This window comes from Ruegeria sp. BK1 (genome assembly GCF_056535645.1).
In genome coordinates, this window is sequence record NZ_JBQFIS010000002.1 from 149015 (window position 1) to 163638 (window position 14624).

At 56.5% G+C, this 14624-nt stretch carries 15 protein-coding genes; 13 read left to right on the top strand and 2 right to left on the bottom strand.

The window, feature by feature from the left end; translation table 11 throughout:
* Positions 1 to 5: 5 nt before the first annotated feature.
* The 5 genes from ACR3E7_RS19205 to ACR3E7_RS19225 all read left to right on the top strand — a co-directional run bounded on the left by ACR3E7_RS19205 (position 6) and on the right by ACR3E7_RS19225 (position 3611).
* A complete protein-coding gene (locus ACR3E7_RS19205) occupies positions 6 to 704 on the top strand; it encodes a GntR family transcriptional regulator (protein WP_480504032.1) in 699 nt (232 codons plus the stop codon).
* Positions 701 to 1438, top strand: coding sequence for an SDR family oxidoreductase (locus ACR3E7_RS19210; protein ID WP_480504033.1), 738 nt, complete (start codon positions 701 to 703; stop codon positions 1436 to 1438). The genes ACR3E7_RS19205 and ACR3E7_RS19210 overlap by 4 nt, the downstream gene beginning before the upstream one ends.
* Positions 1439 to 1502: 64 nt before the next feature.
* Positions 1503 to 1814, top strand: coding sequence for a non-heme iron oxygenase ferredoxin subunit (locus tag ACR3E7_RS19215; protein WP_480504035.1), 312 nt, complete (start codon positions 1503 to 1505; stop codon positions 1812 to 1814).
* A 3-nt stretch (positions 1815 to 1817) separates the two neighbouring features.
* Positions 1818 to 2576: an SDR family oxidoreductase gene (locus ACR3E7_RS19220; protein ID WP_480504036.1), complete on the top strand. Its 759-nt coding sequence runs from the start codon at positions 1818 to 1820 to the stop codon at positions 2574 to 2576.
* Between the two features lie 3 nt (positions 2577 to 2579).
* On the top strand, positions 2580 to 3611 hold the full coding sequence (locus ACR3E7_RS19225; RefSeq protein ID WP_480504037.1) for an L-idonate 5-dehydrogenase: 1032 nt from the start codon (positions 2580 to 2582) through the stop codon (positions 3609 to 3611).
* Between the two features lie 244 nt (positions 3612 to 3855).
* Here the strand turns inward: ACR3E7_RS19225 and ACR3E7_RS19230 are convergent, their stop codons facing one another.
* A complete protein-coding gene (locus ACR3E7_RS19230; RefSeq protein ID WP_480504038.1) occupies positions 3856 to 4758 on the bottom strand; it encodes a LysR substrate-binding domain-containing protein in 903 nt (300 codons plus the stop codon).
* A 172-nt stretch (positions 4759 to 4930) separates the two neighbouring features.
* Between ACR3E7_RS19230 and ugpB the strand changes: the two genes are divergently transcribed.
* The 4 genes from ugpB (at position 4931) to ACR3E7_RS19250 (ending at position 9100) form a co-directional block, all read left to right on the top strand.
* The gene (gene ugpB / locus ACR3E7_RS19235) at positions 4931 to 6241 is read left to right on the top strand and encodes a sn-glycerol-3-phosphate ABC transporter substrate-binding protein UgpB (RefSeq protein ID WP_480504039.1); all 1311 of its coding nucleotides are present in this window, start codon (positions 4931 to 4933) and stop codon (positions 6239 to 6241) included.
* A gap of 61 nt (positions 6242 to 6302) precedes the next feature.
* A complete protein-coding gene (gene ugpA / locus ACR3E7_RS19240) occupies positions 6303 to 7184 on the top strand; it encodes a sn-glycerol-3-phosphate ABC transporter permease UgpA (RefSeq protein ID WP_170771635.1) in 882 nt (293 codons plus the stop codon).
* 20 nt (positions 7185 to 7204) lie between these two features.
* Positions 7205 to 8041, top strand: a complete 837-nt coding sequence (ugpE, locus tag ACR3E7_RS19245) for a sn-glycerol-3-phosphate ABC transporter permease UgpE (RefSeq protein WP_170789456.1) — start codon at positions 7205 to 7207, stop codon at positions 8039 to 8041.
* 3 nt (positions 8042 to 8044) lie between these two features.
* Positions 8045 to 9100: a sn-glycerol-3-phosphate import ATP-binding protein UgpC gene (locus tag ACR3E7_RS19250; RefSeq protein ID WP_480504041.1), complete on the top strand. Its 1056-nt coding sequence runs from the start codon at positions 8045 to 8047 to the stop codon at positions 9098 to 9100.
* Between the two features lie 117 nt (positions 9101 to 9217).
* On the opposite strand, the gene ACR3E7_RS19255 is transcribed toward ACR3E7_RS19250, so the two are convergent.
* Entirely contained in the window at positions 9218 to 10231 is a 1014-nt protein-coding gene (locus ACR3E7_RS19255) for a LacI family DNA-binding transcriptional regulator (protein ID WP_170783165.1), read from the bottom strand.
* Positions 10232 to 10340: 109 nt separating this feature from the next.
* Here ACR3E7_RS19255 and ACR3E7_RS19260 point away from each other — a divergent pair, with 109 nt between their 5' ends.
* Genes ACR3E7_RS19260 through ACR3E7_RS19275 form a run of 4 tightly spaced genes read left to right on the top strand, consistent with a single transcriptional unit; the run spans position 10341 to position 14618 of the window.
* On the top strand, positions 10341 to 11189 hold the full coding sequence (locus ACR3E7_RS19260) for a sugar phosphate isomerase/epimerase family protein (protein ID WP_480504042.1): 849 nt from the start codon (positions 10341 to 10343) through the stop codon (positions 11187 to 11189).
* Positions 11186 to 12706: a sugar ABC transporter ATP-binding protein gene (locus ACR3E7_RS19265; RefSeq protein ID WP_480504044.1), complete on the top strand. Its 1521-nt coding sequence runs from the start codon at positions 11186 to 11188 to the stop codon at positions 12704 to 12706. Before ACR3E7_RS19260 ends, ACR3E7_RS19265 begins: the two co-directional genes overlap by 4 nt.
* Positions 12707 to 12729: 23 nt before the next feature.
* Positions 12730 to 13668: an ABC transporter permease gene (locus tag ACR3E7_RS19270; protein ID WP_480504046.1), complete on the top strand. Its 939-nt coding sequence runs from the start codon at positions 12730 to 12732 to the stop codon at positions 13666 to 13668.
* Complete coding sequence (locus ACR3E7_RS19275; RefSeq protein WP_170783161.1) at positions 13665 to 14618, top strand: ABC transporter permease; 954 nt, start codon at positions 13665 to 13667, stop codon at positions 14616 to 14618. The genes ACR3E7_RS19270 and ACR3E7_RS19275 overlap by 4 nt, the downstream gene beginning before the upstream one ends.
* Positions 14619 to 14624: the final 6 nt, after the last annotated feature.

A 14624-nucleotide genomic window follows, 5' to 3' on the forward strand; every position in this document is an offset into this window, starting at 1 on the left:
TTGACATGGACGACTCCTCTGCCCTGCAATCCTCGCCGGATATTTACGACAGCCTGCGCGATGGGCTGATCTGGGGGCGATGGAAGTCTGGGGAACGTCTGAAACCTCAGCACCTCAAGGTCGAGTTCGGCAGCACCACCGCAGCCCTTCGTGAGGCATTATTGCGGCTGGCCGGAGAAGGTTTTGTCGAAAACGAAAAGAACCATGGTTTCCGCGCAGTCGAGCATTCGGAAGACACGTTTCGGCAGGCGGCGCATCTGCGGCTTTTGCTGGAATGCGAAGCGGCTGAAATGGCGTTGAAACAAGGGGATTTCGAATGGGAAATGGCGCTGAACGCGGCGCATCACAACCTTGAATTTATTGAGGTGCGTATGGAGCGGGCGGATGATATTGAACCGTTTCTCAGGCGCTGGTCCCGGCAGGACTGGGTGTTTCACAGCACATTGTTGGGGGCGTGCAAATCTGATCTGCTGATGCAGACCTACAAGTCCGTCTACGACACGTTTCGAATGTACGCCGTATCCCGGATCACCGGGTTCGGGTTCTCACAGGTCACGCGGGGCGAACATCGGGCAATTTACGATGCTGCCATCGCCCGCGACTTGCCTGCTTGCCTTGATGCGATACGCGCGCATTTGGCGTTGTATGAAGACAATAACCGCCTGCCAAACAGGTTGGCGCCCAAGGGAGGAAAAGGGACATGAGCAAGATTGCTTTGGTGACGGGCGGCGGCTCTGGCATTGGCAAGGCCTGTGCGGTGAAGCTGGCCGAAAACGGATACACGGTTGTGGTCACCGGACGGCGGCAGGAACCGCTGGACGAAACTGTTGCTGCCATGGGCGGCGGGTTGGCTTTGGCCTGCGACGTGACGGATGCGGCACAGGTTGATGCCCTGTACGACCGGATCAAACAGGCGCATGGGCGTTTGGATGTCCTGTTCAACAACGCCGGCAACAATGTGCCCGCAGCGCCGATTGGGGATGTCCCACCCGAGGATTTCCTGACCGTGATGAACGTAAACCTCTATGGAGCGTTTCTGTGCGCGCGGGGGGCGTTTAACCTAATGCGCGATCAGGACCCGCAGGGCGGACGGATCATCAACAATGGCTCGATCTCGGCTGCGGTGCCCCGACCCGGATCAGCGCCCTATACAAGCTCCAAACATGCGATCACGGGCATGACCCGGTCGATCTCGTTGGATGGTCGCCCGTTTAACATCGCGTGCGGCCAGATAGACATTGGCAATACGGCGTCGGAAATGACCTCGAGAATGTCCGGCGGTGTGCCGCAGGCGGACGGGTCGATAAAGCCTGAACCAGTGATGAGTGTCGAGAACGTGGCGCAATCAGTTCTGCATATGGCCGATCTGCCGCTTGAGGCGAATGTCCAGTTCATGACCGTCATGGCCACCAACATGCCTTTCATCGGGCGCGGGTGACGCAGGTGGACACCATTCGTGCATCGCATGGCCATGACGCATTTCACAGGATCTGAGGGCTGATATGGCCGAGAAAATCCGCGCCTGTTCAACGGGCGACATCGAAGAAGAAGACGTCTTACGCCTTGATCATGGGGACAAAAGCCTGATCATCATCCACGGCCCGGACGGAAATTTTTATGCCACCGATGGTTATTGCACCCACGAAAAGCAGCACCTGTCCGACGGGCTGGTGGACGATTTCAACATCGAATGCCCGCTGCATTTCGGGGCCTTTGATTACCGCACCGGCGACCCCACCGCGGCACCAGCTTGCGAGGCGCTGAAAACCTACCCTGTCGCTGTTGAAGGCGACGATGTTTATGTTGAGATCTGAACCATGACCCTATTTGACCTGACCGGAAAAACTGCCCTTGTCACCGGATCCTCTCAGGGGATCGGATTTGCGCTGGCGCGAGGCTTGGCCGAGGCCGGTGCCTCGGTGGTGTTGAATGGCCGCGATACGACCAAACTGGATGCAGCCGTTGCCAAGCTGGCCGGCGAAGGCCACAGCGTCACGGCGCTGCCCTTCGACGCCACCGACCATGCGGCCGTCAAGGCTGCTGTGGACGGGTATGAGGGCACGGGGCAGATCGACATACTGGTCAACAACGCCGGGATGCAGTTTCGGTCAGAACTGGAGAATTACCCCGCCGAGATGTTCAGCAAGCTGCTGGAGACCAATATCTCAACGGTCTTCAACGTTGGGCAAGCCTGTGCGCGGCATATGATCGGCCGCGGTGCGGGTAAAATCATCAACATCGCCAGCGTTCAAACCGCGCTCGCCCGGCCCGGCATTGCGCCTTACACCGCGACCAAAGGCGCCGTAGGCAATCTGACAAAGGGTATGGCCACTGACTGGGCCAAGCATGGGCTGCAATGCAACGCAATCGCGCCGGGCTATTTCGATACGCCCCTGAATGAGGCGCTGGTCAACGATCCCGAATTCTCGGCCTGGCTGGAAAAACGCACCCCGGCGGGCCGCTGGGGCAAGGTCGAGGAACTGGTGGGGGCCTGCGTGTTCCTGTCGTCCCCGGCATCCAGCTTTGTCAACGGACATACTCTGTTCGTGGACGGCGGCATCACGGCGAGCTTGTAAGCCATGCGTGCGATTGTCATTCACTCTGCCCGCGACCTACGTATTGAAACTCGCGAAGTGCCAGAGCCAAGATCTGGTCAAGTTCGTATAAAAATGGCCGCAGGGGGTATTTGCGGCTCGGATTTGCATTATTACAACCACGGTGGTTTTGGCACGGTGCGCCTGCGCGAGCCGATGATCCTCGGGCATGAGGTTTCGGGTCATATTGAGGCGTTGGGCGAAGGTGTCGACGGGCTGGCTGTTGGCGATTTGGTTGCCGTATCCCCATCGCGGCCCTGCGGCAATTGCCAGTATTGCGCCGAAGGCCTGCGCAACCATTGCGAAAACATGCGGTTTTACGGCTCTGCCATGCCGTTCCCGCATATTCAGGGCGCGTTTCGTGAGGTTCTGGTGGCAGATGCCAGCCAATGCGTGCGTGCAACGGGCCTGACGGCGGGTGAGGCGGCGATGGCCGAACCGCTCTCGGTCGTGTTGCATGGCACCCGACGCGCGGGAGAAATTTTGGGCAAGCGGGTTCTGATCACCGGCAGCGGTCCCATTGGCACTCTGGCTGTGCTGGCTGCACGTGCAGCAGGGGCGACCGAGATTGTCGTGACCGACCTTGAGGATAACGCGCTTGGCTTTGCGTCTCGGGTGGGTGCCGATCGGGTCATCAACGTGGCGCACGATAGCGACGCGTTGGCCGCCTATCAGGCGGGCAAAGGCACCTTCGATATCCTCTACGAATGTTCCGGCAGCCCCCAGGCGCTGGCCGCAGGCATTGCCGCGCTGCGTCCGCGCGGCATCGTTCTGCAACTGGGTCTGGGCGGAGACATGACCATCCCTATGCAGATGCTGACCGCCAAGGAACTGGACCTGCGCGGCTCGTTCCGGTTCCACGAGGAATTCCCCACCGCCATTGCCCTGATGCAGAATGGCAGCCTGGATGTGAAACCGCTGATCTCGCACACGGTGCCTTTGGACCAGGCGCAGGCGGGCTTTGACCTGGCGGGGGATCGAACGCAGGCAATGAAGGCGCAAATCGCATTCGGATAGGAGCCCCAAGCGAAATCCTTTTTTAGAAGCTCAGGACTCGGAATGAGAGGCCAATTTGCTGGGCAATGCCCCAGTTAAACAGCTTGCCGCTGAGTTCGATCAGGTTCAGCGGTCCCCACTACGGGATCATGACCAAATACCAAGACCTTGTGTTGCACGCAGGCCAGGCTCAGCGTGTCATTCTCCACCAAGATGAAACGATTGTGGCTCTAAATAACGCAAAAAATCGGACTATCTGCCCGACTTATTGAACTGCAAATGGGGTAAGGCTTTCCTTGAACTGTTCAATGAACTCTAACGTCACCAGCGACGGTTGCTTCAGGATAGGCCGGACGAGCGAAAGGGTATGTGGAAGTTCAGGTGTGAACGGTCGAAAGCTAAGACCACGTGAGGCGTATTGCACGGCGTCCAACTCGCTGACGACAGAAACGCCTACGCCTTTCATGGCCAGCTCGCAGGCTGCGGTAAACTGCCTGACCTCGATATGCGAATTCAACGTCGCATTGGCGTTGTGAAAGGCTTTGGAAAGCCTGCTGAAGAAATCGCTGTCTCGTCGGGTGTGGATCAGTTTGCAGTCAGCAAGATCCGCTGGTGCTATGGTAGACAGGTTTTCAAGGTGATGTCCTGTTGGGAAAACGCAAACGGTGCGGACGTCGATGTTGTTGCTTTCAACCGCAGGATGACCGTTGAAACTGTCTGTTATGCCGAAATCATATTGCTCTCCGATCATCCATTCCAGAATGCGCTCTGGCCGGTCCGGTTCGATCGTCAAAGTCACTCCGGGTCGATCTTTTAAAAACCCTGCAACCACGTTGGGCAGATGGCTGGTTGCAAATCCGGGAAGGCAGGCAACGCGAATATGCCCTGCCTTGCGCTGCGTGATGTCCTGGCTGACATCCGAGATTTGATTCATCAACTCAAGGACGCGTTCAACGCTAGGCAGGAGGTAGCGCACCTCTTGCGTGGGAACCAAACGACCTTCTCGACGGTCGAAAAGTTGAAACCCGAGCGACTTTTCAAGATCTGAAAGTAGCCTGCTGACAGCCGGTTGGCTTACGCCCAAATCGACTGCGGCCGCCGTGACCGAGCCATTGGTCGTCATGGCCATCAGTGCTTCCAATTGCCGGACCCGCAGAGTTTGGTTCATCGCTGTTTCCAATCGTTCTCGAGCTTTCATAACACCATGTTATTTTTTTATCCATCAGATCGGACTTGAATTATAATTCTGTGCGTTTAACGTCGGGAAATCGTCATGTGTGCCGAAGCTGTTGAGCGGTCGGTATTCAACGAAGCATCGAACCTGATGCATGGGAGGAATCATGAAAAAGAAATTTCTCGGCGCTCTTGCCGTAACAACTGCTTTGTCTCCGGTGGCGGCAATGGCGCAGACCGAAGTTCAGTTCTGGCACGCTTTCACAGGTCGTCTGGGTGAGCTTGTGAAAGCCCAAGTGGAAGAATTCAACGCAAGCCAGGATGAATTTGTCGTGGTGGAAAGCCACAAGGGTAACTACTCGGAAACCTTGAACGCAGGCATCGCGGCGTTTCGCGCGGGGGAACAACCCCACATCCTGATGGTGTTCGAAGTCGGCACTGCCACGATGATGTCCGCCGAGGGAGCTGTCAAACCTGTGTTTGAGGTCATGGCCGAAAGCGGCGCATCCTTTGACCCCGACGCTTATATCGGCGCTGTCAAAGGCTATTATACCACCACCGATGGCGACATGCTGTCCTTGCCCTTCAACTCGTCGACGCCAGTTCTGTGGGTCAATCGTGACGCTTTCGAAGCTGCCGGTGTTGATCCCGACACCGACCTGTCTACGTGGGAAAATGTCGGCGCGGTTTTGGATCAGTTGAAAGCAGGCGGTGAAGACTGCCCGCTGGTCACCGCTTGGCAGAGCTGGATTCACCTTGAAAACCTGTCCGCATATCACGACGTCCCGTTTGCCTCGAAGGACAATGGGTTTGCCGGTCTGGACACCGAGTTGATGTTGAACGGGCCCACGCAGGTCGCACACCTGACTGCCATGGGTGATTGGGCCAAGGACGGAAAATTCATCTATACCGGTCGCCGCAACGAAGGCGGAGCCAACTTCCGGTCTGGCGAGTGCGCACTGTTTACCGAAAGCTCAGCGGGCTATGCGGGCATCAAGGCCGAGGCCCAGTTCGACTTTGATGTCCGCCCGCTGCCCTATTGGTCTGGCGTGATCAGCGAGCCGCAGAACACGATTATCGGCGGTGCTTCGCTTTGGGTGATGGAAGGCCATGAGGACGATGCATATAAAGGCGTTGGCGAGTTTCTCAGCTTCCTGTCGACCTTGGGTGTTCAGGCCGATTGGCACCAGAATACCGGCTATCTGCCGATCACCGCCGAAGCCGGTGTCGAGACGCGCAATGCAGGGTTCTATGAAGAGAACCCTGGCACTGATATTGCCGTGATCCAGATGACCGCGAAAGAGCCAACCGCTAATTCCAAAGGTCTGCGTCTTGGGTCGTTCGACCAAATCCGCGGCATTATCGACGAGGAACTTGAGGCGATCTGGTCGGGAGAAAAGACCGCACAAGAGGCGATGGACAGTGCAAAAGAACGCGGAGACGCCCTGTTGCGCCGCTTTGAGACTGCAAATCGCTAGAATTAAAGGCACATGTGGGCCGGTCCTGGCCCACATGTTTATTTGCTGATGGGCCTCTAGGATGGAAAAACGCGTCACCTTTCGCGGCTGGCTTTTGCCACTAGCACTGATCGCGCCGCAAGTCATCATCTCGGCCGTTTTCTTCTTTTACCCCGCAGGTCAGGCGATCTGGCAATCTTTGTTTATCCCCGACCCGTTCGGGTTATCTTCGCAATTCGTTGGATTGGGCAATTTTGAATTCCTGCTCAGCGACAAGTTCTATCGTGCGTCTTTCGTGACCACCGCGGTGTTTTCGACGCTGGTCACACTCTGCTCAATGATTCCGGCGCTGTTTCTGGCGGTTTTGGCGGATCGGCTGATCAAAGGATCGGGCGTCTATCGGACGCTGTTGATCTGGCCCTATGCGGTCGCGCCTGCTGTGGCCGGGGTGTTGTGGCTGTTCATGTTCAACACTCGCGTCGGCGTGATCTCATGGTATCTGGGCCAGCTTGGCTATGATTGGAACCACGTTCTGAACGGGACCGAGGCGATGGGACTGGTCGTCGTAGCTTCGGCCTGGGGGCGTATCAGCTACAACTTCCTGTTTTTCTTCGCAGCCCTGCAATCGGTCCCCAGATCGGTGATCGAGGCCGCCGCGATCGACGGCGCCCGCTTTTGGCGGCGGTTTTTCACCATCGTGTTGCCATTGCTGTCGCCAACCGCGTTTTTCCTGCTGGTGGTGAATGTGGTCTATGCGTTCTTTGAAACCTTCGGGGTTATCCACACGATCACCGGGGGCGGGCCGCAACAAGCCACGACCATTCTGGTCTACAAGGTCTTCTCCGACGGGTTCGTGGGGCAAGATCTGGGATCGTCCTCGGCCCAGTCGGTCATCCTGTTGGTCGTAGTTGGCCTTCTGACCGTCATCCAGTTCAAATACGTGGAAAAGAGGGTGCACTACTGATGGCCGCCCAACAACACGGAATGGTCGAGAAACGCGGCGCGGGAATCTGGCTGACCCATGCCTTCATGATCCTGGGCGTTCTGATCATCTTCTTTCCGATCTGGCTGGCCTTTGTTGCCTCGACTGTCACGCAGGCTGATATCGTGTCGCCCCCTATGCCGGTGACGCCAGGGGACCAGTTCTGGGTGAACTACAAGGCGGCGCTGTTTTCAGGCGTCAACGTGCCCGTGGCGACGATGCTGTTCAACAGTCTGGTGATGGCCATCGGCATTGCCGTGGGTAAGATCATCATCTCGCTGCTGTCGGCCTTTGCGATTGTTTACTTCCGCTTTCCCGGTCGTCAGACATTTTTCTGGATGATCTTCATCACCCTCATGCTGCCGGTCGAGGTGCGGATCGTTCCCACATTCGAGGTTGTGGCCGGGTTTGGTATGCTCAACAGCTATTCGGGGCTGATCTTCCCGCTGATCGCTTCGGCCACCGCGACCTTCCTGTTCCGTCAGTTCTTTCTGACCATTCCCGATGAATTGGCCGAGGCCGCGCGTGTCGACGGTGCCCGCCCGTTGCGGTTTTTCATTGATATTGTCGTGCCCATGAGCCGCACCAATATCGCGGCGCTGTTCGTGATCTTGTTCATCTATGGCTGGAACCAATATCTGTGGCCGCTGCTTATCACCACCGACCCGGAAATGAACACCATTGTAATGGGCATCAAGCAGATGTTCCCTTCGGGCGATGATTTTGCCCATTGGCCGACGATCATGGCCACATCCATACTGGCGATGATCCCGCCGGTCATCGTCGTCGTATCCATGCAAAAGCTGTTTGTGCGCGGCCTTGTCGATAGCGAGAAGTAAGAAATGGCAACTGTAACCCTGCAAGACGTCAAGAAAAGCTTTGGTCCCACGGATGTGATCCACGGCATCGACATCGACATTGCCGACGGAGAGTTCATTGTGATCGTCGGCCCGTCGGGCTGTGGGAAATCTACGCTTTTGCGCATGGTGGCCGGTTTGGAAACCGTTACTTCGGGCGAAATCCGCATTGGCGATGAGCGCGCCAATGAGAAAGAGCCGATGGACCGCGACATCGCGATGGTGTTCCAGAATTATGCGCTCTATCCGCATATGTCGGTGCGCCAGAACATGGGCTATGGGCTGAAGATCGCTGGACTGCCTAAGACGCAAATTGATGCGAAAGTGACCGAAGCGGCCAAGCTGTTGCAGCTTGAGCCATTGTTGGATCGAAAACCCAGACAGTTGTCCGGTGGCCAGCGTCAACGGGTGGCAATGGGTCGGGCCATTGTTCGCGAACCAGCTGTTTTTCTGTTTGATGAACCGCTCTCGAATCTGGACGCCAAGCTGCGCGTGCAGATGCGCCTTGAAATCCGTGAACTTCAGGAAAAACTTGGGATTACATCCCTGTACGTGACGCATGATCAGGTCGAAGCCATGACAATGGCGGACCGGATGATCGTGATGAACGCAGGCGTGGCCGAGCAGATCGGAACTCCGCTTGAGGTTTACGAAACGCCGAAAACACTGTTTGCAGCGCAATTCATCGGCAGCCCCGCGATGAATATTTTTGACGCGCACCGCGACAACGGATTGATCAAGGTTGGGGATATCGAGATTGGCCCTGCACAAGGCCCGGATGCCAACCTAATGCTGGGTATCCGTCCCGAACATTTGTTTGCTGACAATAGCGGCCCCTTTGAAACCAGTGTACAAATGGCAGAGCCGTTGGGCGCAAACACGTTGCTACACGGCCTCCTTGCCAACTCTGGCGCTACAATCACGATCAGTCTTCCGGGCGTCCACCCTATCGAAGGTCACCACCCGAAAATGCGGTTTTCGGTTGCGCCCAAGCATATGCACTTGTTTGACAGCAAAACAGGTAAGCGGCTGGAAAGCTGATACCGTCCCCGCGGAACAGGGTTTGTGGGTTCAAATGATGTCCTGGCCTTGGGACATGCTGGTCCCTTACGGCATCGACGCTCTATTGAACTTTCGGCACGGTCCTGATGCTGTACTTTAATTTCGCGGTCCGGCCACGCTGTTTCGCGAAACGATCCTGTGATCCAAATAGACCGAGCCGGTCGAAAAGGGTTTCTTTTCAAGTTGTTCCAGCAATATTTCCATGGCGCGTTGTCCAATAAGGTTCCGGGCCTGATGCACTGTGGTCAACTCAGGCTGGAAAATGCGAGCGAAAGGGACGTCGTCAAAACCCATGACGGATATATCATCCGGTACCGAGTAGCCGTGCTGTTGCAGGCTTCGTATGACCCCCATGGCGGATTCGTCGTTTGCGCAAAACACGGCAGTCGTGTCGGGCCAGTTTTTTGCCAGGTGGTGCCCTGCGTGTTCACCGTCTGAGTATACGAAGCCTCCGTCTATGAGGCGAATGTGGTCTGACAGCCCCGCTTCGGTCATTGCCTTCACATATCCATCTCGCCTGTCTTTGGTCAGCGTATTGTCCTGAGGTCCGGTGACATGGGCGATTTTCCGGTGACCTTGTTCAATCAAGTACCGTGTGGCGTCGAATGCGGCCCTTTCATTATCCGTGCCAACGTGCGGATAAGGTGTTCCGTCCAGGCGTTCTGAGATCGAAACGGCAGGGGTGCCTTCGGGTAGCATTCCGTCTGGGGGCGCTTCCCCGTTCAGGATCAAGGCCCCGTCCGCGCGTCCATTGCGCAGGTTTTCGAGGATATTCGCGTAGCGCGTGCTATCCCCGTTTGTGTTGCCTATCAGAATTGTCAAATTTGCGCGGGTGGCAACCTCTTCGATACCGGAAAGGATTTTCGAGAAGAAGGGGTTGGAGATATCCGGGAGGATGACAAGTATAGTCCCGGACCTGTTGCGACGCAGCATCTGTGCAGCAGTATTGACGCTGTAGCCTGTTTCCGAAACGGCGGCAAACACTGCATCCCGTGTTTTTTTAGAAACGATATCAGGGGATTGCAGCGCCCGACTTACTGTAGCCGTCGAAACTCCGGCCACCCGTGCGACGTCCCGAACCGTGGGTCTGTTGTTCGATTTCTTTGTCATGTCAGCCAGTAATAGCAGCGAAAAAGACAGAATGTAATCCTTTACATTAAAAATGAAAACGATTACATAAGATTCGAGACGGGTGTGCGATTTTGCCTTGGGAGGGGAAATGAAGCTGGGCGTGAACCTGCTTTGTGTCGGTGGATTTATCGACCAGTCGCAGCTGAAGTTCTGTCAGTTAGCGGCTGAAGTAGGGTATGACGGTGTTGAAATTCCCGTGCTCGAAGGAACAGCTGATCACTATGAATGGCTGGGCGGCGAATTGGACGCGTTGGGGTTGGAGCGAACATGCACCGCGATTACGCCTGACCCGAATGCGGACCCCACCAGTGCTGATCCTGAAATCCGCGTGCGTGGGCTGGAGCATCTGGACTGGATCGTAGATTGCGCCAACGCACTGGGTGCTCAAACCATCGGGGGACCTTTCCACGCACCGATCGGCCACTTCACCGGCAGTGGTCCGACTACCGAAGAATGGAAACGCGGTGCTGATGCTCATCGTCGGATGGCAGAAAAGGCATCAGTGCAAGGAATGCGGTTGGCGCTTGAGCCGCTCAACCGGTTTGAGACCCATTTCCTGAACACCGCCCAACAGGCCGCGCAATACTGTAAAATGGTCGATCATCCCGCTTTTGGGATCATGTACGATACCTTTCACGCACATATCGAGGAAAAAGACCAGGCAAGGGCAATCGCTGCAGTCGCTGGTCAAATCAACGTGCTGCACATTTCTGAAAATGATCGGGGCACCCCTGGAACAGGGCAGATTGATTTTGGGCGGGTTTTCTCATCCGTGAAAAAGACCGGGTTCGACGGATGGGTCGTTATGGAAGCCTTTGGCGCAGGCGTGCCGGAACTTGCTGCGGCTACGCGTATCTGGCGCCCCATGTTCGATACTCATGCGCAGTTGTTTCGGGACAGTGCTGAGTTCATTCGTAAGAATTGGGCCCAAGCATGACCGGTGACGCAATCTTTGAGATGAAAGGGATCACCAAGGTTTTTCCAGGGATCAAAGCACTGGATTCGGTCAGTTTTTCGGCTCGGGCTGGTGAGGTTCACGCGTTGGTCGGAGAAAACGGCGCGGGCAAGTCCACCCTGATGAAAGTTCTGTCGGGTGTTTATCAGGCGGAAGAAGGGGAAATATTCCTTCGCGGTCGGAAGGTTCGGTTTCAGCATCCGCTGGAATCGCTCACCCAGGGTGTGAGTGTGATCTATCAGGAGTTCTCGCTGCTGCCGGACAGAACAGTGGCCGAGAATATATTTCTGGGTCGCGAACCAACCAACCGGTTTGGTATTTTGGACGCCGCGAGGATGCGGCGCGAAACGCGCAACGTGCTGGCTTTGTTTGGAGATCGCCATCGGTTTGGACCCGACACGCTGGTCAGTGATCTGGACGTTGCGCAGCAGCAGATGGTTGAAATCGCGAAAGCATTGTCCTTGAACGCGCAAGTGATCGTCATGGACGAGCCAACCGCAGCCCTAAACGATGCGGAATGTGACTTGCTGTTTCAACTGGTCGAAGACCTGCGGGGGCAGGGGCGTTCGATCGTCTATATTACCCATCGTATGCGCGAAATTCGGCGTCTGGCCGACCGTGTGACCGTCATCAAGGACGGAAAAGTAGCTGCCGCGTTTGATGATGTGCCCGAAACCGGCCAAATCGTAGAAGCTATGGTCGGGCGAGACATCGGGCATTTCTATCCCGACCCCGCAACATCGGACGAGGTCGGCGCCCCGGTTCTGACCGTGCACGGTGGGGGTAACGCGCGCTTGTTCGACATTGATCTTGAACTGTGTGCAGGTCAGATCACCGGATTCGCAGGTGTTCAGGGGGCAGGTCGCACTGCATTGGCGTTGGCCTTGTTTGGCGCAGAACCCTTTGAGACCGGCACAGTGTCGGTCGAAGGGCAACCGGTTTCGCTGACAAGCCCGCGCAAGGCCGCCAAGGCGGGCATCGCCATGTTGCCAGGTGATCGCAAGGCCGAGGGGCTCATGCTGATGCAATCGGTTCGGGACAACGGAATGATCTCGGCACGCGCGTTTTCCAACCCCTTGGGCGCGCCGAACAATACGCCGATTGCGACACTGGATCAGATGGATAAGCTGTTTGACTCCTTTGACCTGCGAGCTGCGAATTACGAGGTCGAGATTCAGTCTTTGTCCGGCGGTAATCAGCAAAAGGCCATCGTTGCCCGCTGGCTGTCCTTGGCTCCAAAAGTCCTGATCTTTGTTGAACCGACCAGAGGGATCGACGTCAACACCAAGGCCGTCATCTATGCTCAGATGCGCAGTTTGGCACAAGACGGCGCGGCAGTTATGGCAATCTCGTCTGACTTGCCCGAGGTTCTAGGCATATCGGACCGGGTTCTGGTGATGAGCGACGGTAAAATCGTGGCCGAATTTGGATATGGCGCCAGTGAGACTGAGGTCATGCATGCAGCAACTGAAGCGCATTTGGGACTTGAAACCTCATGAAACCTGCGGGCTCAAGAAATCTCATGGCTTTTGCGCCATTCTTGCTGCTGATGGCCGCGATCGCTGTCTATGTCATCGTGGCCGTGCTGACAGGCCAGACCCAATTCCTGACGGTTGAAAACCTTCTTGGTCTGTTGGGGCGCTCAATTGCCCTTGGGATCACGGCAGTGGGCCAGACCTTTGCCATATTGATCGCGTCAATTGATCTGAGTGTAGCGAACTTAATCTCGGTATCTGCCGTTCTGGCGTCATCAATCATGTCGGGCGATCCTTCGATGATGCTGCCAGCGATTGCCGCCGTTTTGGCTGTGGGTGTTGTGGTCGGGTTGATCAACGGGCTGGTAATCACCCAGTTCGAAGTCAACCCACTGATCGCTACTCTTGGCATGGCGCTCGTCCTGCAGGGCCTTCTGAGCGCCACGTTCAACAATTTTGCCGGCGAGGTGCCAGAAGAGTTCCAGGTCTTTGCCTATGGGCAAGTCGGGGGAATATCGATCAGTTTGATCTTTCTGATCGCGCTGACCGTGGCCGCTTGGTTGTTTCTGCGCTTTACCCGCGCCGGGTCGAATATCTATTCAGTTGGAGGCAATCCGGACGCCGCCAAATTGGCGGGTATGCGGACAACCCGCGTGGTCATCATGGCGCATGTGATCTGCTCGGTCTGCGCCACCATTGCGGGGTTGTATCTGGCCAGTCGGTTGCGTTCGGGCGCGCCGTGGATTGGGCGGGACGGGGTATATGATCTGGAGTCCATCGCTGTGGTGGTGATCGGCGGCACGGCGCTTTCAGGTGGGCGCGGAGGTGTTTGGGGCACCCTGATGGGGGTGATGATTTTCTCGCTGATCGACTCGATTTTCAACATTGCCGGTGTCGATGCCTTCGCGAAACAGATCCTGCGCGGGATCATCATTGTGGCGGCTGTTGCCGTCTATGCAGTGCGGAGCCGGAGGATCGAGGCGTGATCGAACGGCTAAAGCAGATCAATCCCGTCTTTCTGGTACTGGCACTTTTGTTTGTGGCGATTGCGATCCTGTCGCCGTATTTCCTGCAGCCTACCGGGTATATGAATTTTCTCAAACGGGCCGCTCCGATCGCAATTTTGGCCGTTGGGCAATTGTACGTCATCAATTCGGGCGGATTCGACCTGTCGGCAGGGGCGTTGGTGACTTTGACCGTGATCGGCAGTTCCATTCTGCTGGATGGCGACGCTAGCGCGACGTGGTGGGTTGTCCTGGTCATGCTGGGTGTAGGTGTGATTGTCGGAACGGCGAACGCGCTCGTGGTGTCGTGGCTCAAAGTGCCATCGATTATCGCTACTCTGGGGATGATGATCACGCTCAGCGGTGTCGCTCTGACATGGTCAGGTGGGGCTCCTCGCGGTTATCTGCCAGAGAACTTTAGGTTCTTCGGCCGGTATTTGATCAAGGATGTGCCGCTGATCAAGATTCTTCCGGTGGCGGTCATCGTTATGGTCATTGTCTGTGCCGGTATGTGGTGGCTGATGCATCGCACCAATTACGGCAAGCGTCTGATTGCGATGGGCGACAACCCAAAGGCTGCATTGCTGGCGGGCGTCCCGCTTACCGAGACCAGGATCATCGCTTTTGTCGTATCTTCGGTCTCGGCTGTTATCGCCGGGATCCTTCTTGGCGGCTTTGCGGGGGTGTCCACAGATGTGGGTGTCGGGCTGGAGCTGCAGGCCATTACCGCTGCTGTGATCGGCGGTGCGCAATTGCTAGGCGGGCGCGGCACTGTCGGGGCAACGATCGCGGGTGCGCTGGTATTGCAGGCGATGTTTACGCTGCTCAACATTCTGGGCTTCCCTAAGCCGATCCGGGACGTGGTTCAGGGTCTGATTTTGATCTCGGCGGTGGTGATCGCCGGATACCGACGACGCCGATCAGGGGGATAGGCGCCC